Source organism: Paeniglutamicibacter sp. MACA_103 (assembly GCF_045798555.1).
Lineage (GTDB): Bacteria > Actinomycetota > Actinomycetes > Actinomycetales > Micrococcaceae > Paeniglutamicibacter.
This window is the reverse complement of the sequence record NZ_JBIXLN010000040.1, coordinates 28051-46925: the sequence shown is the minus strand read 5'-3', so window position 1 is coordinate 46925 and position 18875 is coordinate 28051. Positions and strand designations below refer to the sequence as shown.

Here is an 18875-nt window from a genome sequence, read left to right as displayed (position 1 = left end):
CCCCGAAGTACTTCTCGGAGATCTTGGCCAGCGTGCCGTCCGCGGAGAGCTCGGCCAGTGCCTTGTCCACGGCCTTGCGCAGGTCCTCGCTGCCCTGGCGGAATGTCACGGCACTGAGTGACTTGTCGGTGGTTTCGGCGGCGATCTTGATGCCGTCGTCCTGCTTGGTCGTCTGCGCATCCAGGTAGGTCAGCTTGTCGTTGACGGTGGCGTCCACGCGGCCCTGCTTCAGCAGCGTGATGGCCTGGGCCCAGCCCTCCACGGCCTCAACCTGTGCCCCGGAGTCCTTGGCCAGCTGGTACCAATTGCTCGTCAGCGACTGGGCGGTGGTCTTGCCCTTCAGGTCCGCGAACGAGGAAATATCGCTGTTCCCGGCCTCGGTCACGATGACGCCGGTGCTAACGGTGTACGGCGTGGAGAACTCGTACTTGGCCTCGCGCTCGGGGGTGATGGAGACCTGGTTGGCGATCACGTCGAAGCGCCCGGATTCCAGCCCGGCAAAGATCGCATCCCACTGGGTTTCCTCGAACTTCGGTTCCACGCCCAGTTTCCCGGCCACCGCGGTGATCACCTCGACGTCGAATCCGGTCAGCGGGCCGGTTCCGCCCTCGTGGAAGGAGAAAGGCTTGTAGGTGCCCTCGGTGCCGACCGTCAGCACCCCGGCGTCCTGGACCTGCTTGAGGGTCAGCCCGGTGGCGGTACCGCTGGCCGCCGGCGAGCCCGAAGGCTCGGAAGAGCCGCCGCAGCCGGTTGCGGCCAGGGCGATGAAGGCGGTGGTCATGAGGGCGATGAGTTGGCGCTTCATGGGGAAACGGTCCTTTCGGTGGCAATCGTCCATGCGCCGGCGGGGGACCGGGGCCCCTGGTGCAAGGAGCCGCTCTACGGAGTGGCACATGGATCCTGATCAGACGCTAACACGGAGGTGGGGCTGGCATAAGCCCCATATTCCGCCATGCGTCGACGCCGCGTCGCATCCGGCCCGTTTGGGACCGCCCGCGCGCCTCAGGTCAGAAGCAGGGGGACCAACATCATGGCCGGCACCGCGACGATCGTGGTGAGCAGGACCGTATCCTTGGCCAACACGACGCCGCGCTCGTAGCGTGAGGCCGTCACAAAGATGTTCTGGGCGGTGGGCAGCGCCGCCATGACCACCGCGACAAACACGGCGTCGCTGTCCAGGCGGAAGAGCCACACCGCCAGGACCCAGGCCACCACGGGCTGGAAGAACAACTTCATACCCGTGGCCAGCAGCGTATCCGCGCGGCGGCCGCCGGAGGCCTCCAGCGGCTTGGAGCCGACCAGGGAAATGCCGAAGGCAATGAGCATGGCCGGGATGGAGGCACCGGCAATGAGCTCAATCGGATCGGCCAGCGGCTGGGGGAGCTCCAGGTCGAAGAGCGCGCACACCAGACCCGCCAGGGAACCGACGATCATCGGGTTTTTCAAGGTCTGGACCAGCATCGAAAACACCGTGGTGCGATGCCGGGACGTGCTGGCATCCAGGATGGCCAGGCACACCGGGGAGAACAATGCCAGCTGCCACAGGATCACGGGAGCAGCGTGGGCCATGTCGCCCAGGACATAGAGGGCAATGGGCAACCCGAGGTTGGCCGAGTTCACGGTGGACGCGCTCATCGCGCCGATGGTCGACTCGGTCAGGTCGCGCCGCAACCACCAGCGCGTCACCAGCACGAAAACGACGGCGGTGGCGAGGGATGAAATCGCCGCAACGCCCAGGAAAGGGCCGAGCACCGATGCGGGGTCCGAATCTGCCAGCGTGGTGAACAGCAGGGCGGGGCTGGCCACGAAGAAGGTGAGCCGGTTCAGCACGTAGCGGGCATTTTCGCCCAGCACGCCGCTTCGACCGACGAAGTAGCCCACTACGATGACGGTCCACACCACGGCAAAACCAGACAGTACGCCATTCATTGGACTTGGATTCCCACTTTCCCCTATTCGGCGCACCGCACCGAGGGGTGCCCCTTTAACGCATTGGGACCCGGCCGCAGGCCGGGTCCCAATTTCATAGCGAGCGGGCGACGGGAATCGAACCCGCGTGTCCAGCTTGGGAAGCTGGCGCTCTACCATTGAGCTACGCCCGCAGTGCTCCGGGAAGCCTATTGGCGTCCCGGGCAGAAAACAGCATATCCCAAGGTGGGGTGCCAAAACCTAATCGGGAATCCCGGCGCGTCAAAAAGCGACGTCGGGCGCCGGCGACGCCTTGGGCATGAACGGCCTGGCCAGCGGCTCGGCCAGGCGGGCTGCCACGGGGCCCAGGACAGCCAACAGCAGCACGTAGGCCGTTGCCAGCGCGGCAAGTTCCCCGGTGATGGCACCGGAGGCCACCGCCAAACCGGCAATGACAATGGAAAACTCGCCTCGGGCAATCAACGCGACACCGGCGCGGACCCGTCCCGGGATCCCGATGCCGGCCCGCTTCGCCGCCCAGACCCCGGTGGCGACCTTCGTCAAAGAGGTGACGATCGCCAACAGAATGGCCATGGGCAGGACCGCGGGAATGCTGGTCGGATCGGTGTTCAACCCGAAGACCACAAAGAAGATGGCGGCAAAAAGGTCCCGCAGCGGTTCAAGGACCTTGGTTGCCGAGTGCGCCGTCGACCCGGAAATGGCGATGCCGAGCATGAAGGCGCCCACCGCCGCGGAGACCTGCAACGCCGAGGCCAGCCCAGCGACCAGCAGCGCGGCGCCGATGAGCTTGAGCAGGAAGTTTTCCCGGTCCGCGGAATGGATCAGCCGTGAAATCTGCGGCCCGAAGCGCAAGGCGGCCAACAACACCAGCGTGATGGTGCCCATCGCAATGCCCACCGCACGCAGGCCGCCCAGGAAACCGAGCCCGGCCAGGGTGGCGGTGAGCACCGGCAGGTAGATGGCCATCGCGAGGTCCTCGAGCACGAGGATGGACAGGACCACCGGCGTCTCGCGGTTGCCCAACCTGCCCAGGTCGGAGAGCACCTTGGCAATGATGCCGGAGGACGACACATAGGTGACACCGCCCAGGACCAAGGCCCCGGCAACTCCCCATCCCATGATCAGGGCCAGGGCGGCTCCCGGGGTGAAATTCAGGACCAGGTCAACGACGCCCGCAAGCCACGAACCCTTCAGGCCCGTGACGAGTTCCCGGGCGGTGTATTCCAGCCCGAGCATCAGCAGCAGCAGGATCACGCCGATCTCGCTGGCGATCTCCCCGAACTCCGAGACCCCTTCCAGGTTGACCACGCCCCCGGTGCCGAAGAGCAGGCCGCCGAGCAGGTACAACGGAACCGGTGACATGCCGATTCTCGCCGCCAGGCGTCCCAGCAGGCCAAGCCCCAAGAAGACGGCGCCGAGCTCAACGAGTATTAGCGCAGTGCCGTGCATCAGCCATGCACCTCCCCTAGCCGTCGTTGATCAGGTGCGCTGCGTTTTCCAACCCTGCAGAGGTGCCGACGATGATCAGCACGTCCCCCGCATTGAGTTCAAAATCGGGGGTGGGGGAGGGGAAGACCTTTCCGCTGCGGGAAATGGCGACGACGGAGGTGCCCGTGCGGGTCCGCAGGCGGGTGTCGCCCAGCGTCTGGTCCACATAGGGGCTTTCGTGGCTCAGCACGAATTGTTGGGTGTTGACCCCGGGCAGCTCGCGGTGTTGGTCGGACAGCTGTGTCACCAGCTGCGGGGCACCGAGCATGGCGCCAATGGCACCGGCTTCCTCAACGCTCAGCGGAATGGACGCGGCACAGGCGTCGGGGTCATCGCGCTGGGAAATGATCAACTGCATGGTTCCGTCACGCAGGATCACCACGCCCACCCGGCGTCCTGAAGCGAGGATTATTTCGCGACGGACGCCGAGCCCGGGCAACGACGTATCTTCAAAATCCATGCTCCCACTGTAGACCTCCGGGCTTGGAAACGGAGTTAGGGGATGGCGGGCGACACCCGGGGGATTTGTGGCCCTACTTCGAGGGGTCCTTCGGTGTTCCGTCGAGGTTGAATTCCTCCCGGATGGTCTTCACCCCGGCGGCATCGATCTCGAAGCACAGCTCGTGCCCCGGGTTGATGACCAGCCCGGTGTCCTGCAGCGAGCGGACGACTGTGCCGCCGAGCACCTGGACGCCATACGGGGCGACGTCGATGTAGGCGCCGGGGATCCGGGCCAGGTGGGTAAACAACGCGATCACCGGGTCGCCCGAGGCGTTTTGCAGGATCATGGGCTGGGCATTGCGGGCTTCGCCGGCGACTTCCTCTCGACTGAGGAAATAAACTTCCGAATTCATCAATGACGAGATGACTTGGCCGTTGAGAGCAGGGTCGTTCTGTGCCGCGCGGATCATCATCTCAAAATGGGTGGCCGGTTCGTTGCCGGTGACCTTCGGTTCGATGCCCAGTGCCGCCTGGATGTCGTCGGTGCCTTCGGTGGACTTGGCTTGCTGGTTCTCTTCGCTCATGCTCCCAAGCATGTCTACTTTGCGCCCGTCGGCGCAACCCAATGTCCGGTTGCCCGCCCAACCGTCCTAAACTAGGGGGAAACGATTTGAATCTTTTGCGAGGAAGCCTCATGCCCGAATTCCAGTACGAAGACCTCCTGCCCATCGGGGCGGACGAGACCACCTACCGCCAGATTTCCACCGAGGGTGTCCGCACCGTCGAGGGTCCGGGTGGCCGGACGTACCTCGAGGTCGACCCCGAGGCGCTGCAGCAGCTGGCCACCACCGCGCTGCATGACATTTCGCACTACCTTCGCCCGGCCCACCTGCAGCAGCTGCGCAACATCCTCGACGACGAGGAAGCCAGCCCCAACGACAAGTTCGTCGCCCTTGACCTGCTCAAGAACGCCAACATCGCCGCCGGCGGCATCCTGCCCATGTGCCAAGACACCGGAACCGCGATCGTCATGGGCAAGCGCGGCCAGCAGGTGCTGACCCAGGGCCCGGACGAAAAGGACCTGTCCAAGGGCATCTACGACGCCTACACCACGCTGAACCTGCGCTACTCGCAGCTGGCACCGCTGACCACGTGGGAGGAAAAGTCCACGGGCAACAACCTGCCGGCGCAGATCGAGATCTACGCCGACACCGAGCCGGGCCACGAGAACCAGTACAAGTTCCTGCTCATGGCCAAGGGCGGCGGAAGCGCCAACAAGTCCTTCCTGTACCAGGAAACCAAGGCCATCCTCAACGAGAACGCCATGCTGCGCTTCCTGGACGAGAAGCTGCGCTCGCTGGGCACCGCGGCGTGCCCGCCGTACCACCTCTCCATCGTCATCGGCGGCACCAGCGCCGAGTTCGCGCTGAAGACCGCCAAGTACGGTTCGGCCAAGTACCTCGACAACCTGCCGACCACCGGGGCGATGACCGGCCGCGGCTTCCGCGACATCGAGCTCGAGGAGCAGGTCCTGGAACTGACCCGCAACTTCGGCATCGGCGCCCAGTTCGGCGGCAAGTACTTCTGCCACGACGTGCGCGTGGTGCGCCTGCCGCGCCACGGCGCCTCGCTGCCGGTGGCCATCGCCGTCTCCTGCTCGGCCGACCGCCAGATGCTGGCCAAGATCACCCCCGAGGGCGTGTTCGTGGAGCAGCTGGAGACGGATCCGGCCCGCTTCATGCCCGACGAATCGCACCCGGCGCTGGCCGCGCACGATGACGAGACCGACGGCGTCACCGGCACCGGCGGCTCCTCCGTGGTGAAGATCGACCTGAACCAGCCGATGGCCCAGATCCTGGCTGAACTGGACAAGCACCCGGTCAAGACCCGCCTGTCGCTGTCCGGCCCGTTGGTCGTTGCCCGCGACATCGCGCACGCCAAGATCAAGGAACGCCTGGACGCCGGAGAGGACATGCCGGCATACCTCAAGGACCACCCGGTGTACTACGCGGGTCCGGCCAAGACCCCCGAAGGCATGGCCTCGGGTTCGTTCGGCCCGACCACGGCCGGGCGCATGGACTCCTACGTGGACCAGTTCCAGGCCGCCGGCGGCTCGATGGTCATGCTGGCCAAGGGCAACCGCTCCAAGGCGGTCACCGACGCGTGCAACGCGCATGGCGGCTTCTACCTCGGCTCCATCGGCGGCCCGGCAGCACGTTTGGCACTTGACTGCATCAAGAAGGTCGAGGTCGTCGAATACGAGGAGCTCGGCATGGAAGCGATCTGGAAGATCGAGGTCGAGGACTTCCCCGCGTTCATCGTGGTGGACAACAAGGGCAACGACTTCTTTGCCGAGACCTCCAAGCCGACCTTCACGGGAATCCCTGTCCGCGCCAAGTAGGCCGCGGCGGGCAGGACCCCGGGGCACCGTCGGATGCGGGCGAAAGCCGGCATCCGACGGTGCCCTTTGTCTTGGGCTGCCGTGCCGAAGTGCCGACCCGTCCCCGCGGCATCGCGATGGTCAGGGCCCGCGGGGAATTTCCCACCAAGGGGCGCGAGGCCGTTCAGGCCACGGTTCCCGGCGGATTGCCAGCTCCTCGATTTCATCCAGCGGCACGTATCCGTGCCACACCGAACGATCCACCTGGTGGAGATGGCGCAATCCCTTGAGCCGTTCCTGGAGTCTTGGCGGCACCGACCCCAGGTAGCCGCCGATCAAGTTGCCCTCGGGCAGGTAATCCAGGCCGCCCATCTTCAGGCCACGCCAGAAAACGGTCCCCAGGCACCGGAAGGTCTCCTCGGCCCGGGACAGGGCAATCACCTTGGTCCATTCCGTGTGGGAGCTTCCCCGGTGCTCGAGTGTCAGTTCCCATTCGGAGCCAGGCCGCTTGCCTGTCTCGATGATGACCAACTGCGGGTCGCTGCCGTTGCCGGTTAACCGGTCCGTGGTCCGACTGGAATACAGCGTGCCGCCAAAGCGCGCATAGTTGCCGTGGATCGGGATGCCGCCCGGCAGAAATAGCTTGAACGGGTGAAAGTTCTCCGTGAGGGCGGCGGATTCAGCGTTGGGCATGGACGCCATGCTATGCGAAATGCCGCCCGACCCCGTAGGCGGAATTTGTTGTGTGGCCGGCGGAAAAGCGCAACGGGGCTCCCCGATTCCATGCAGCATTGCTGCACACCGGGAAGAATGCGGGCAGCTGCCGGGAGGACTGCCTAACGGGCGAAGTCGTAGCCGATCGACCAGTCGCGGTAGGGCGGCAGGAACCGCAGGATCAGCAGCGACTCGCGCTGCTTCTTGATCTGGGCCGCGGTGGGCGGCTTGACCTTGGAGGCCTTGACCAGGGCCGCGTGGAACGCCTCGAAGGTGCCGGCCTTGGACTTTTCCATGGCCTTGGCCTGGTCCACGCCGATAAAGCGAAGATGCCACGGCTCGTATTTGTAGCCGGTCACCTTTTCGCCGTCGGCCGGGTAGCGGATAATGAATCCGAAGTCCGCAGCGTTGGCTGCCAACCACTTTCCGCCCTCGGTCTCGCCGAAGCAGGCCTTGAGGTTGCACACGCCACTGCTGAGACCGATGTCCGCCGCGAGCCCGAGCTGGTGTTCGCTGGTGCCGGCCGGTGCCGAAATCCGCGTGGCGTAGTCGGTCCCGTAGCGGGCCTTGTAACCGTTGAACAGCGCAATCTGCCGGTCGTAGGAGCGGTAGGCGCTGAGCACACTCAGCGACTGTGCGTCCTTGCGCGAGGCCTTGAGCAGGCTCTCGAGCGCCGTGGCCGCATCCTTGCGCAGCTCCATGCCGGTACCGGAAACGGTTCGCAGGTCCTTGGGCTTGTAGTTCGCCGGATCCAACGGGTGGTCGCGGCTCACCAGCGCCAGATAGGAGTCCTGGTCCTTGGTCAGCTCTTTCGTGGTCGGTGGTTTCGCCGGTTTTTCGGCACGCACCTGTGCCGCCGCGGCATCCATGGGGGCGGCCTGTGCGGCGAGCGGGGCCGCCAGCACCAGGCAGGCGCCCAAGAGGAGGGCGGGAAGGCCGGCACGAAACAAAGACACGATGTCCCTTTCGGGGATAAAGCTGGATGGAGCCCTTTCAGGATAACCGCAGACCCCATGGTTCCGCCCATGCAAAGCGGGCGCATATTCCCCGTCCCGGGCCGCGATCGGCCCCTCGCCATGCATGCACCCTGGTCTCCGATGCCGGAACCACGCGCCAAATGGGATATTTTGGGTACTGTGCTGATTTCTGATGGTGATATTCGACGCGAGCTGGCCTCCGAACGTATTAAGCTCGACCCCTTCGACCCGGCGATGGTCCAGCCGGCAAGCGTGGACGTACGGATCGACCGGTTCTTCCGGCTTTTCGACAACCACAAATATGCCCACATCGATCCGGCGTTGGACCAGCCCGAGCTGACTCGTTTGGTGGAAGTCGAGCCGGATGAGCCGTTCATCCTGCACCCGGGAGAATTCGTCCTGGGCTCCACCTATGAAACGGTCACGCTTCCCACGGATATCGCCGCCCGCCTCGAGGGCAAGAGCTCGCTGGGACGACTTGGTTTGTTGACCCACTCCACAGCCGGCTTCATCGACCCCGGTTTCTCTGGCCATGTGACCCTGGAACTGTCCAACATGGCGACGCTCCCCATCAAGCTGTGGCCGGGTTCGAAGATCGGGCAGCTGTGCTTCTTCAAGCTCTCGTCCCCGGCCGAGCACCCCTACGGGTCCGGTGCCTACGGAAACCGCTACCAGGGCCAGCGCGGACCCACCGCGTCGCGCAGCCACCTGAACTTCCACAGGACCACGCTGGAAAACTGACAACAAGACAATGACGCGTTCGGGCCCCGATTCCTCGGGGCCCGAACGCGTCTGTGGGCCGGTGCCGGTGGTTGCGGAGAATCCCTTTAGAACACCAGCTTCATGCCCTCGTGGCTTGCCTCGAACCCCAGCCGCTCATAGAAACGATGGGCATCGGAGCGGCTCTTGTCGGTGGTCAGTTGCACCAGCGAGCAGCCACGGTCGCGTGCGTGCCCGATGGCCCACTGGATGAACCCCTGGCCCAGGCCGCGGCCGCGGAAGTCGGCGTGGGTGCGCACCGCCTCGATTTGGGCGCGCCAGGCCCCGCGGCGGGAAAGACCCGGAATGAAGGACAGCTGCAGCATGGCGACCACTTGACCCGCGCTCTCGCACACCAGCAGCCGGTGCGCCGGATCCCGGTCGATGGCGGCAAAGGCAGCGAGGTAGGGTTCCAAGTCTGCGTCGAAGCCGGGATCGCGGGATGCGCCCAAGGGGTCGTCGGCGAGCATCGCCAGGAGCGCGGGCAGGTCGCCCTGGACGGCATCGCGCACCGCGACCTCCAGCCCGTCGATATGCAAAACTGCGCCGTGCTCCACCATCCGGTTCCTTTCCGGGATTCCCCGTCTTAGACAAGCCCCAGGGACTTGACCATGTCGCGTTCCTCTTCGAGTTCCCTCACGGAGCCCTCGATCCGGGCCCGCACGTCCGCGGCCACCGAAAGTCCCTGCTGGATCTCCCAGGCACCGTCACGGGAGTTGACCGGGAAGGAACTGACCAATCCCCGCGGCACGCCATAGGATCCGTCGGAAAGCACCGCCGCCGAGGTCCAGGAACCCGTGGTTCCCCGGACCCAGTCGCGGACGTGGTCGATGGCCGCGGCCGCCGCCGATGCCGCCGAGGAAGAACCCCGGACCTCGATGATCTCCGCCCCGCGCTTGGCCACCCGCGGAATGAACGTCTCATCGAGCCACGTCGCCACCTTGCCTGCACCGCCGAGGGCCTCGGCCAGGGCGTCCGGCAGGGGGCGTTGGGCGCCATCGGCGCCGGTGAGGACGCCGTGGGAGATGTCGGGGACCTGGGTTGCCGAGTGGTTGCCCCAGATGATGATGTTTCCGATCGAGGCCACCGGGACATCCAGGGTGCCGGCCAGCTGCGCCAGCGCCCGGTTGTGGTCCAGGCGCGTCATGGCGGTAAAGCGTTCGGCGGGGACATCCGGTGCATGGGCCGCGGCGATCAACGCGTTGGTGTTCGCGGGGTTGCCCACCACCAGGACCCTTACGTCGTCGGCGGCGCCGGCGTTGATGGCCGCGCCCTGGGGGCCGAAGATGGCGCCGTTGGCCGAGAGCAGGTCCCCGCGTTCCATGCCCGGGCCGCGCGGCCGGGCACCGACCAGCAGCGCAACATTGGTGCCGTCGAAGGCGCGGGCGGCATTTTCGGTGACCTCGACCGAGTCCAGGGCGGCGAACGCGCAATCCTGCAACTCGAGGGCGGTGCCCTCCGCGGCCTTCAGGCCCGCCGGGATCTCCAGCAGGCGCAGCCTGACCGGGGTGCCCGGCCCGAACACGGCCCCCGAGGCGATGCGAAATAGCAACGCATAGCCGATCTGCCCGCCGGCACCGGTCACGGTCACGGTCCGGGGTTCCTGTGCGCTCATGGCACCCATGCAACCATCAATGCCCGTCAAAGGCCACGTTCCAGCGGCGTCGGCCCGTGGCGCGGTGCACGCACCGGAATCAGCAGGAGCAGCCCGAGCAGCAGGACGGCCAGGATGCCCAGGATGCCGTAGCGCTGGGCCTCGGCCACGTGGGGTGCCGCCAGGGCGATTGCCGCCGCAAACAGTGCCGGGGCCAGGAAGCTGACCGCGCGCCCGGTGGTGGCGTAGAGGCCGAAGAGCTCGCCTTCCTGTCCGACGGGGGCCAGCCGGGCCAGGAACGCGCGGCTGGAGGACTGGGCCGGACCGACGAACAGGCAGAGCAGCAAACCGAAGATCCAGAAGCCCGAGGCGCCGGGGGAGAGGAAGACCCCCGTGCCGGCCACCAGCAGCCCGATGAGCGAGGCGATGATCACGCGCTTGGGGCCGATCTTGTCATCGAGCAGCCCGCCGACCATGGCGCCGGCGGCCGCGACGACGTTGCCGACGATGGCGAAGATGATCACCTGCTGCAGCGGGAACCCGAAGGTGCCTGCGGCGATGATGCCCCCAAAGGTGAACACGGCCGCCAGCCCGTCGCGGAAGACCGCGCTGGCCAGCAGGAAGAAGACGGTGTGGCGGTCGGTGCGGGCCAGGGCGACGATCCGGCGCCACAGCTCGGCGTACGACTGCAGGACGGTGAAGCGCGGCCCGCCCGATTCGCCGGGGATCTCGGGGACGGCGAAGAGCACCGGGAGCCCGAAGCCCAGGAACCAGACCGCGGAGAACACCGCGACAAGGCGCAGGTTCAGGGCATCGGCCTCCGAGGCGCCCGCCCAATCGAAGAGCGGGGTCACCAGCGTGAACAGGACGATGGCCAGGGCCAGGATTCCGCCGAGGTAGCCCATGCCCCAGCCAAACCCCGAGACCTTGCCAATGGTGGAGGGCGTGGAAATCTGCGGCAGCATGGCGTTGTAGTTCACCGTCGCAAACTCGGCGAAGACCGAGGCCAGCGCAATGAGCGTAACGCCGAGGACCAGGAATCGCGGTTCGGGGAAAACGAAGAAGCAGGCCGCGGTGAGCACCGCGACGATCACCGTGTTCACGCCCAGCCATAAGCGGCGGCGCCCCCCGGCATCCGAGCGCAGCCCGGTCACCGGGGCCAGCAGCGCAATGGCCACGCCGGCGATCGCCAGCCCATTGCCCAGGACCACCGAATTGGCGTCCTTGTTCCCGAAGAGGTCGCTGGTCAAGTAGACGGTGAAGACGAAGGTCGTCATCACCGCGTTGATGGCGGCCGACCCCCAGTCCCAGGAAGCCCATGCCACGACCGGCTTGGTGACAATTCTCTGCCGGTCGGTCGAGGCCGACGGTGCCGCAGGAAACTCGCTCATGGGTGCATCGTAGCCGCATCGAACCAACAACGGGGACGCAACGGAATAATGCCCGCTGACGTGCCGCGGAAATGTCCATTGCGGCACGGGTCTTAAACAATCCGGAAAGGCGAATTATTCCGCGAGATTTCATCAGCTTAATCCCGGGTCAAATCGCTTGGCGGGAGGTGTCGGCTGATAGGCTGGAATCTGCCTTTTTGACCGTTTTGCTGCCAGGGCACTGGCCCGCCGACCATAGGAGATACGTGTGCTCCTTGTCCTGATTGCGCTTTTTGCAGTTGCCGGAATTGCGCCATTAATTTTTCGACTTCTGGGCCGATCGACGTTCTACGTTTTGGCTGCCGTTCCGGCGTTGGCCTTCGTCTGGCTGGTGGCGAATTTTTCGGCATTCACGGGCTCCGACCAGGCCGTCGCCAGCGGCGGGCCCAATGCACCGCCGTCCGAGCTCTACAGCTGGATCGGCCCGCTGAACGCCCATCTTGATTTCCGGATGGATGCGCTTTCCGCGGTGCTGTGCCTCCTGGTGCTGGGCATCGGGGCCCTGGTGCTGTTCTACTGCGCACGCTATTTCAAGAACGAGGATCCACACACCGGTGCCTTCGGCGCCCAATTGCTGGCCTTCGCGGCGTCCATGTTCGGCCTGGTGACCGCCGACGACATGCTCCTGCTCTTCATTTTCTGGGAACTGACCACGATCCTCTCGTTCCTGCTGATCGGTTTCAACCGGACCCGCATGAGCGCCCGGCGTTCGGCACTCACCGCCCTGATGGTCACGACCTTTGGCGGCCTGACGATGCTGGCCGGGCTGATCATGCTCGGCCACGCCGCGGGCACCTACCGCATCTCCGAGATCCTGGCCAAGGCGCCGGAGCTCACCGCCCTGGGCACCTACATCGACGTGGCCATTGCCCTGGTGCTGATCGGGGCGATCTCCAAGTCCGCGTTGGTCCCCTTCCACTTCTGGCTGCCCGGTGCCATGGCCGCCCCGACTCCCGTCTCGGCCTACCTCCACGCCGCGGCCATGGTGAAGGCGGGCATCTACCTGGTCGCGCGCCTTGCCCCCGGCTTTGCCGAGACCGCCTTCTGGCAGCCCATGCTGCTCTGGGTCGGGTTGGCCACCATGCTGATCGGCGGCTGGCGGGCGCTGCGGCAACACGACCTCAAGCTGCTGCTGGCCTACGGCACGGTCTCCCAACTCGGCTTCCTGATCCTGATCCTGGGCATGGGCACCCCCAACGCCTATCTGGCCGGCCTGGCCATGATGCTGGCACACGGGTTCTTCAAGGCAACGCTCTTCCTGATCGTGGGCATCATCGACCACAAGTCCGGCACCCGGGACATCCACCAGCTCTCCGGGCTCTACAAGTCCTCGCCGCTGCTCTTTGCCGTCGCCGCGATCGCCGCCGCCTCCATGGCAGGGCTCCCTCCGGTCTTCGGCTTCGTGGCCAAGGAAGCGGTGTTCGAGTCCCTGCTGGAACATGCCAACGGCAATGGCGCCGCCGGCGCGGTGCTGCTCGTCGGCGTGGTCATCGGGGCCATGCTGACCTTCGCCTACTCCGCGCGCTTCCTCTGGGGCGGCTTTGCCGCCAAGGCCGGCATGAAGGCCACCGCCTTCCCGAAGGTGCCGTTGCTGTTCCTCACGCCGCTGCTCGTGCTCACCGCGGCCACCGTGGTCTTCGCCTGGATCCCGCAAGTGCTTGAGGGGACCATCGAGCCGTACCTCGGGCTCTTCGCCGCCGCGGACGCCCCCATCCACCTGGGACTCTGGCACGGGTTCACCCCGGCGCTGGGCCTGAGCGCCCTGACCATGGTGGCCGGCACACTGCTCTTCCTGGCCCGCGGCAAGGTCTTTGCCTTCCAGGCCAAGGTCCCGCCGGTCTTCGACGCCGAACGCGACTACAAGTTCACGATCACCGTCCTGGACAACCTGGCGATCTGGCTCACCGGCCGCACCCAGCGCGGTTCCCTCTCCTTCTACCTCGTGGTGATCCTGACCGTGGCGCTGGTGCTGCCGGCGACGACCTCGATCTGGCTCAGCACCCCGGCCCCGGGGAACTTCATCGCCTTCGACCACCCCGCGCAGCTGGTCATCGGGCTCGTCATGGTGGTGGGCGCCATCGGGGCCGTGCAGGCCAACCGGCGCTTCCTGGCCGTGCTGATGGTCTCGGTCAGCGGCTACGGCATGGCGGCGATCTTCGCGCTGCAGGGCGCCCCCGACCTGGCCGTCACCCAGCTTTTGGTGGAAACCATCGTGCTGGTGGCCTTCGTGCTGGCCCTGCGCGCACTGCCCGTGGAACTGTGGGCCAAGAACCCCACGGGCCACCGGTTGGGACGTGCGCTGATCGGCATCGGCTTCGGCGCCTCGATGATCTACATCGCCGCCACCGCCATGGCCTCGCGCGTCGCGGACCCCATTTCGCTGGCCTACCCGGAACTCGCCTATACCGGCGGGGCGGGCAAGAACATCGTGAACGTGACCCTGGTGGACATGCGCGCCTGGGACACCTTCGGCGAGATCACGGTGCTGGCCGCGGCCGCCACCGGGGTCGCCTCGCTGATCTTCGTGCGTGGGCGCGGGGACAAGCGCCTGCGCGTCTCCGCGGTGCCCTCCGGGTCGGTGGACCACGGCTCCGAGGCCATCGGCGGGAAGTCCCCGAGCCGCGCGGGACTGTCCGTGGCGCGGAACTTCGCGATCTCCAAGAAGGACTCCTGGCTGGTGGCCGGCCACACGCTGGCGCCGGAGCGGCGTTCCATCACCTTCGAGGTCGTCACCCGGCTGCTCTTCCACACCATCCTGCTGGCCTCCGTGTACCTGCTGCTGGCGGGGCACAACACCCCCGGCGGCGGCTTTGCCGGCGGCCTGCTGGCCGGGCTGGCCCTGACCATCCGCTACCTGGCCGGCGGCCGGGTGGAGCTGACCGAGTCCACCCCGGTGAGCCCGGGAACGCTCATGGGCACCGGGCTGGGGCTCGCGGCGCTCACGGCCGTGGGACCGCTGTTCTTCGGCGCGCAGATGTTCACCTCCGCCGCCATCGAATTCACCTGGCCGCTCTTCGGGGAGCAAAAGTTCGTGACCTCGACGCTCTTCGACATCGGGGTCTACCTGGTGGTGGTCGGGCTGGTCATCGACGTGCTGCGCTCCCTGGGCTCGGAAATCGACGACCGCTCCGAGGGCCGCAGCCCCACCGACACGCATGACATGGTTTCCGACGCGGAGACGGGAGTGGGACGTTGAGCACCAATATCACCTTGCTCATAGTGATGGGCATCCTTTTCGCCGTGGGGATCTACCTCCTGCTGGAGCGTTCCCTCACCCGGGTGCTGCTGGGCATCGTGGTCCTGGGCAACGGCGTGAACCTGCTGATCCTCTCCGCCGGCGGCCGCCGCGGGCAGGCCCCGCTGTACCAGGCGGGGCTCGACGCTGAGCAATACAGCGACCCGCTGCCCCAGGCGCTGATCCTCACGGCCATCGTGATCACCTTCGCGGTGACCGCGTTCATGCTGGGCATCATCTACCGCTCCTGGGTGATCTCCCGGGCCGACGTGGTCGCCGACGACGACGAGGACCGTCGCGTCTCGCAGCAGTCGACCTTCGACTTCGAGGAAGACTCCCCGGTTCCCGAGGACACCACCGAATTCGAGGGGGACGGGCTCGTGCCCGCAGAAGACACCAAGGACGAGGGGCCGCGCGCATGATCGATGCACCACTGACCGCCGTTTCATTTGCCCCGCTGGCGGTGGCCCTGCCGATCTTCGGCGCGGCACTGGCCTTCATCCTGCGCCGCAAGCAGCGCACCCAGCGCGCGGTGACCATCGGCGTCCTCGTGGCCACCCTGTGCCTCGAGGCCTGGATGCTGGCCCTGGTCTGGGACGGCGGGACCTACTCGGTCACGCTCGGCGGCTGGGCACCGCCCTTCGGCATCTCCATGGTCGTGGACGGGTTCTCCGCCTTCATGCTGGTGGTCTCCACCATCGTCTCCCTGGCCGTGTTGCTCTACGCCACCAGCCAGGGCCTGGCCGACGGGGACGAGGACGGGCCGGTGTCCATCTTCCACCCGGCCTACCTGATCCTGGTGGCGGGCGTGTCCAACGCCTTCCTGGCCGGGGACCTGTTCAACCTGTACGTGGGCTTCGAGATACTGCTCACCGCTTCCTACGTGCTGCTGACCCTGGGCGGCACCACCGCGCGCATCCGCGCCGGGACCACCTACGTGGTGGTCTCGGTGGCCTCCTCGCTGCTGTTCCTGATCTCCATCGGCATGATCTACGCGGCCGTGGGCACCGTGAACATGGCCGACCTGGCCCAGAAGCTGCCGGACATCTCCCCGGGCACCCAGACGGTGCTGCACGTGATGCTGCTGGTGGCCTTCGGGATCAAGGCCGCGGTCTTCCCGCTGTCCTTCTGGCTCCCGGACTCCTACCCGACGGCGCCAGCGCCGGTCACCGCGGTGTTCGCCGGGCTGCTGACCAAGGTCGGCGTATACGCCATCATCCGCACCGAGACCCTGCTCTTCCCCGGGAACCAACTCTCCGACGCGCTGATGCTTGTGGCGGGGCTGACCATGCTGGTGGGAATCCTGGGCGCCGTGGCGCAGACCGACATCAAGCGCATGCTTTCCTTCACGCTGACCAGCCACATCGGCTTCCTGATCTTCGGCGTCGCCGTGGGCAACCAGCTGGGCCTGGGCGCCACCATCTACTACGTGGCCCACCACATCGTGGTGCAGACCTCGCTGTTCCTGGTGGCCGGGCTCATCGAACGCCGCGCCGGGACCTCGAACATCGACCGGCTCGGCTCCCTGGCGAAGCTCTCCCCGCTGCTGGCCCTGCTCTTCTTCGTCCCGGCCATGAACCTGGGCGGCATCCCGCCGTTCTCCGGGTTCCTGGGCAAGCTGGGGCTGGTCCAGGGCGGCGCCGAGCTGGGCACGCCCATGGCCTGGGTGCTGGTCGGCGTGTCCCTGCTGACCTCGCTGTTGACGCTGCTGGCCGTCGCGCGCATCTGGAACAGGGCGTTCTGGCGCAATGCCGAGGACGCCACGGACCCGGACCCGCTGCTGCTGGTGGGCGTCTCCGCGGCCCGCGGCGCCACCTACGACATCGTCGCCGACGAACCGGCCAGCCGCTATTCCGACCGCGGAAACGCCGCCCTGCTGCCCAACGGCATGCTCGCCATGACCGCGGCCCTGGTGCTGGTGGGCGTGGCCCTGACGGTGTTCGCCGGGCCGCTCTTCGACTTCAGTGACCGGGTGGCCGGGCAGATGCTGGACGAGGGCAACTACATCGAGGCCGTACTCGGCGCCGGAGAGGGGCAATCGCGATGAGCCGGGAACAACGTCTGGCCGATGCCAAGGACGAGCACGGGCAGCGCCAGCGCTCCACGCTGCGCCAGGAAATTCCGCTGCTGCTCGGCATGACGCTGGTCTGGGGCGCGCTCTGGCAGGACTTTGCCCTCGGCAACCTGGTCTTCGGGCTGCTGATCTCGCTGTTGCTGGTGCGGGTCTTCCGCCTGCCGCCGGTGATCCTCTCGGGACGCTTCAACATCTGGCGCGCGGTGGTCTTCGTCGGGGCTTTCCTGCGCGACGTGACACTGGCCAGCTTCGAGGTCATGTACCTGGCGGTGTTTCGCGGGCCGCGGACCACCAGCGCGGTCATCACCGTCACGCTGCGCACGGAGTCGGACCTGCTGGTCACCTTCGTGGGCCACGTGCTGACGCTGGTGCCCGGCTCGTACGTCGTGGAGGTGGACCGCCGGAGCTCCACGCTGTACCTGCATGTGCTCAACGTCAACGACCAGGCGGGCGTGGAAAAGGCCCGCGCATCGGTCCTGCTGATCGAGGAACGGCTGATCCGGATGATGGGCACCACCGAAGAGCTGGCCGCGCTGAAGGCCGAGAAGAAGGCACCGAGCAAGGAACACGGAGCAACCTCATGAACATCGTCTTGTGGATCTGCGGAATCACGCTCTCGATTGCCGCCTGCCTGGCCATCGCCAGGCTGGCGATGGGACCGTCCATCCTGGAACGCGTCATCGCCACCGATGTCCTGTTGCTGATCATCTCCGCGGCGCTGTGCATCGAGATGACCGTCAACAGGCACACCAACAACCTGGTCTTCGTGCTGCTGGCATGCCTGGTCGGGTTCGTCGGCTCGGTCACGGTTTCCCGCTTCGTCACGGACCGGAGGAACGCCTGATGCTTGACACCATCATCGACATCGTCGCCGGGACGTTCATGATCGTCGGATCCCTGATGTCCCTGGCCGCGGGAATCGGCATGCTTCGCTTCCCCGACCTGCTCTCGCGGCTGCACGCCGCGACCAAGCCGCAGGTGCTGGGACTGTTCCTGCTGCTGGCGGCGCTCGGGCTGGAACTGCGTTCCTGGGCCGTGCTGCCGGTGCTGGCGCTGGCGTGGCTGCTGCAGCTGCTCACCGCACCGGTCTCGGCGCACATGGTGGGGCGCGCCGGCTACCGGACGCGGCACCTCAAGCGCGAGACCCTCGTTGCGGATGAGCTGGCGGCGGTCGTCGAGGCCGCTGAACAGCGGGAGGAAGACGAAAGCGGCCGGGGCGGAACGCGGGACCGCACCGACTTCATCGACTAGGCCCCGCGGCGCGCATCCCTGCCCGGGATCCAGGGGAGCGCCGGAAACGATTCAGGTGCCCACGGGAAATCCGTGGGCACCTGAATCGTTTGTGGTGTTAGGCCTTCTTGGCGAACCGGGCCAGGGCCCTTTGGGTTCCGCGGTCGGTGAGCACCTGGATCAGGGCGGCGGTCGTGGCCGAAAGCACGGCGAAGACAATCGCCTGGCGCATGCTGGCCTCGGCCTGGGCCTCCTTGTTGCCGTGCTTGGGCGGCTGCTGGCCGGTGAATCCGATCCAGGCCTTGTCAACGATCTTTCCACCCACGAATCCTGCGGCGATCGAAATAAGCGGGCCGACGAGTTTCATCAAGCTGTTCACGGGAACTCCCAAATGTTGCGGGCAACGGTACCTGCCCCAGCATAGCGTGAGGTAGCATCATAGGACTGAAACAATCACGACAGGGGAGCGTCGTGCGGAGAAATTCGCACCAAGGCGCTGAGAGTGCGGAGAGCCGCAGACCCTCGAACCTGCCCCGGCTAGTACCGGCGAAGGAAGTCGAGTTCTCAGGGGTGCGTTCGCATAGACGCGTTCCCTCCCCTCCTTGAATCCAAGGAGGATCTCCA

Annotated in this window: 19 protein-coding genes, 1 tRNA gene and 1 riboswitch; of the genes, 8 read left to right on the top strand and 12 right to left on the bottom strand. The window is 66.4% G+C overall.

Translation table 11 applies throughout. From position 1 onward, the window contains the following. The 6 genes from ACIPVK_RS17085 to ACIPVK_RS17060 form a co-directional block, all read right to left on the bottom strand. Positions 1 to 805, bottom strand: an 805-nt coding sequence (locus ACIPVK_RS17085; RefSeq protein WP_407613180.1) for an amino acid ABC transporter substrate-binding protein, incomplete at its 3' end; no start/stop codon positions are given. Between the two features lie 197 nt (positions 806 to 1002). Next, positions 1003 to 1929, bottom strand: a complete 927-nt coding sequence (locus ACIPVK_RS17080) for an AEC family transporter (RefSeq protein WP_407613179.1) — start codon at positions 1927 to 1929, stop codon at positions 1003 to 1005. Between the two features lie 102 nt (positions 1930 to 2031). Further along, positions 2032 to 2102 (bottom strand) — tRNA-Gly (locus ACIPVK_RS17075). Positions 2103 to 2190: 88 nt separating this feature from the next. After that, positions 2191 to 3378 carry a cation:proton antiporter gene (locus ACIPVK_RS17070; protein ID WP_407613178.1) on the bottom strand — a complete coding sequence of 396 codons (1188 nt, stop codon included), beginning with the start codon at positions 3376 to 3378 and terminating at the stop codon, positions 2191 to 2193. A gap of 16 nt (positions 3379 to 3394) precedes the next feature. Beyond that, positions 3395 to 3877: a cation:proton antiporter regulatory subunit gene (locus tag ACIPVK_RS17065; RefSeq protein WP_407613177.1), complete on the bottom strand. Its 483-nt coding sequence runs from the start codon at positions 3875 to 3877 to the stop codon at positions 3395 to 3397. 73 nt (positions 3878 to 3950) lie between these two features. Then, the gene (locus ACIPVK_RS17060; RefSeq protein ID WP_407613176.1) at positions 3951 to 4442 is read right to left on the bottom strand and encodes an SseB family protein; all 492 of its coding nucleotides are present in this window, start codon (positions 4440 to 4442) and stop codon (positions 3951 to 3953) included. Positions 4443 to 4552: 110 nt separating this feature from the next. On the opposite strand from ACIPVK_RS17060, the gene ACIPVK_RS17055 reads away from it, so the two are divergent. After that, positions 4553 to 6259, top strand: coding sequence for a fumarate hydratase (locus tag ACIPVK_RS17055; protein ID WP_407613175.1), 1707 nt, complete (start codon positions 4553 to 4555; stop codon positions 6257 to 6259). Between the two features lie 120 nt (positions 6260 to 6379). On the opposite strand, the gene ACIPVK_RS17050 is transcribed toward ACIPVK_RS17055, so the two are convergent. Further along, positions 6380 to 6931 (bottom strand): hypothetical protein, encoded by a 552-nt coding sequence (locus tag ACIPVK_RS17050; RefSeq protein ID WP_407613174.1) that lies wholly within the window; start codon positions 6929 to 6931, stop codon positions 6380 to 6382. A gap of 143 nt (positions 6932 to 7074) precedes the next feature. Then, positions 7075 to 7908, bottom strand: coding sequence for a D-alanyl-D-alanine carboxypeptidase family protein (locus ACIPVK_RS17045; RefSeq protein ID WP_407613173.1), 834 nt, complete (start codon positions 7906 to 7908; stop codon positions 7075 to 7077). Positions 7909 to 8088: 180 nt separating this feature from the next. Here ACIPVK_RS17045 and dcd point away from each other — a divergent pair, with 180 nt between their 5' ends. After that, positions 8089 to 8670, top strand: coding sequence for a dCTP deaminase (dcd, locus tag ACIPVK_RS17040; protein ID WP_407613172.1), 582 nt, complete (start codon positions 8089 to 8091; stop codon positions 8668 to 8670). A gap of 86 nt (positions 8671 to 8756) precedes the next feature. Here the strand turns inward: dcd and ACIPVK_RS17035 are convergent, their stop codons facing one another. Genes ACIPVK_RS17035 through ACIPVK_RS17025 form a run of 3 tightly spaced genes read right to left on the bottom strand, consistent with a single transcriptional unit; the run spans position 8757 to position 11673 of the window. Further along, a complete protein-coding gene (locus ACIPVK_RS17035; RefSeq protein ID WP_407613171.1) occupies positions 8757 to 9248 on the bottom strand; it encodes a GNAT family N-acetyltransferase in 492 nt (163 codons plus the stop codon). 26 nt (positions 9249 to 9274) lie between these two features. Then, positions 9275 to 10303: a malate dehydrogenase gene (locus ACIPVK_RS17030; RefSeq protein ID WP_407613170.1), complete on the bottom strand. Its 1029-nt coding sequence runs from the start codon at positions 10301 to 10303 to the stop codon at positions 9275 to 9277. A gap of 26 nt (positions 10304 to 10329) precedes the next feature. Continuing rightward, positions 10330 to 11673, bottom strand: a complete 1344-nt coding sequence (locus ACIPVK_RS17025) for an MFS transporter (protein ID WP_407613169.1) — start codon at positions 11671 to 11673, stop codon at positions 10330 to 10332. Between the two features lie 247 nt (positions 11674 to 11920). On the opposite strand from ACIPVK_RS17025, the gene ACIPVK_RS17020 reads away from it, so the two are divergent. Genes ACIPVK_RS17020 through mnhG form a run of 6 tightly spaced genes read left to right on the top strand, consistent with a single transcriptional unit; the run spans position 11921 to position 18272 of the window. Then, the gene (locus ACIPVK_RS17020; RefSeq protein WP_407613168.1) at positions 11921 to 14908 is read left to right on the top strand and encodes a Na+/H+ antiporter subunit A; all 2988 of its coding nucleotides are present in this window, start codon (positions 11921 to 11923) and stop codon (positions 14906 to 14908) included. Further along, complete coding sequence (locus tag ACIPVK_RS17015; RefSeq protein ID WP_407613167.1) at positions 14905 to 15369, top strand: Na(+)/H(+) antiporter subunit C; 465 nt, start codon at positions 14905 to 14907, stop codon at positions 15367 to 15369. The genes ACIPVK_RS17020 and ACIPVK_RS17015 overlap by 4 nt, the downstream gene beginning before the upstream one ends. Further along, positions 15366 to 16994 carry a Na+/H+ antiporter subunit D gene (locus ACIPVK_RS17010; protein ID WP_407613166.1) on the top strand — a complete coding sequence of 543 codons (1629 nt, stop codon included), beginning with the start codon at positions 15366 to 15368 and terminating at the stop codon, positions 16992 to 16994. The genes ACIPVK_RS17015 and ACIPVK_RS17010 overlap by 4 nt, the downstream gene beginning before the upstream one ends. Further along, positions 16991 to 17605: a Na+/H+ antiporter subunit E gene (locus ACIPVK_RS17005; protein ID WP_407613165.1), complete on the top strand. Its 615-nt coding sequence runs from the start codon at positions 16991 to 16993 to the stop codon at positions 17603 to 17605. The genes ACIPVK_RS17010 and ACIPVK_RS17005 overlap by 4 nt, the downstream gene beginning before the upstream one ends. Beyond that, on the top strand, positions 17602 to 17865 hold the full coding sequence (locus ACIPVK_RS17000) for a monovalent cation/H+ antiporter complex subunit F (RefSeq protein ID WP_407613164.1): 264 nt from the start codon (positions 17602 to 17604) through the stop codon (positions 17863 to 17865). Before ACIPVK_RS17005 ends, ACIPVK_RS17000 begins: the two co-directional genes overlap by 4 nt. Continuing rightward, positions 17865 to 18272: a monovalent cation/H(+) antiporter subunit G gene (mnhG, locus tag ACIPVK_RS16995; protein WP_407613163.1), complete on the top strand. Its 408-nt coding sequence runs from the start codon at positions 17865 to 17867 to the stop codon at positions 18270 to 18272. Before ACIPVK_RS17000 ends, mnhG begins: the two co-directional genes overlap by 1 nt. A gap of 97 nt (positions 18273 to 18369) precedes the next feature. On the opposite strand, the gene ACIPVK_RS16990 is transcribed toward mnhG, so the two are convergent. Further along, positions 18370 to 18630 (bottom strand): DUF4235 domain-containing protein, encoded by a 261-nt coding sequence (locus ACIPVK_RS16990; protein ID WP_407613162.1) that lies wholly within the window; start codon positions 18628 to 18630, stop codon positions 18370 to 18372. Positions 18631 to 18701: 71 nt separating this feature from the next. Further along, positions 18702 to 18823: riboswitch (TPP riboswitch) on the top strand. Positions 18824 to 18875 lie beyond the last annotated feature (52 nt).

Bases quoted from the DNA above. Each gene is read 5' to 3' on its own strand.
- ACIPVK_RS17080 (WP_407613179.1), bottom strand. From the start codon at position 1,929: ATGAATGGCGTACTGTCTGGTTTTGCCGTGGTGTGGACCGTCATCGTA.
- ACIPVK_RS17070 (WP_407613178.1), bottom strand. From the start codon at position 3,378: ATGCACGGCACTGCGCTAATACTCGTTGAGCTCGGCGCCGTCTTCTTG.
- ACIPVK_RS17065 (WP_407613177.1), bottom strand. From the start codon at position 3,877: ATGGATTTTGAAGATACGTCGTTGCCCGGGCTCGGCGTCCGTCGCGAA.
- ACIPVK_RS17060 (WP_407613176.1), bottom strand. From the start codon at position 4,442: ATGAGCGAAGAGAACCAGCAAGCCAAGTCCACCGAAGGCACCGACGAC.
- ACIPVK_RS17055 (WP_407613175.1), top strand. From the start codon at position 4,553: ATGCCCGAATTCCAGTACGAAGACCTCCTGCCCATCGGGGCGGACGAG.
- ACIPVK_RS17050 (WP_407613174.1), bottom strand. From the start codon at position 6,931: ATGCCCAACGCTGAATCCGCCGCCCTCACGGAGAACTTTCACCCGTTC.
- ACIPVK_RS17035 (WP_407613171.1), bottom strand. From the start codon at position 9,248: ATGGTGGAGCACGGCGCAGTTTTGCATATCGACGGGCTGGAGGTCGCG.
- ACIPVK_RS17030 (WP_407613170.1), bottom strand. From the start codon at position 10,303: ATGAGCGCACAGGAACCCCGGACCGTGACCGTGACCGGTGCCGGCGGG.
- ACIPVK_RS17025 (WP_407613169.1), bottom strand. From the start codon at position 11,673: ATGAGCGAGTTTCCTGCGGCACCGTCGGCCTCGACCGACCGGCAGAGA.
- ACIPVK_RS17010 (WP_407613166.1), top strand. From the start codon at position 15,366: ATGATCGATGCACCACTGACCGCCGTTTCATTTGCCCCGCTGGCGGTG.
- ACIPVK_RS17005 (WP_407613165.1), top strand. From the start codon at position 16,991: ATGAGCCGGGAACAACGTCTGGCCGATGCCAAGGACGAGCACGGGCAG.
- ACIPVK_RS17000 (WP_407613164.1), top strand. From the start codon at position 17,602: ATGAACATCGTCTTGTGGATCTGCGGAATCACGCTCTCGATTGCCGCC.
- mnhG (WP_407613163.1), top strand. From the start codon at position 17,865: ATGCTTGACACCATCATCGACATCGTCGCCGGGACGTTCATGATCGTC.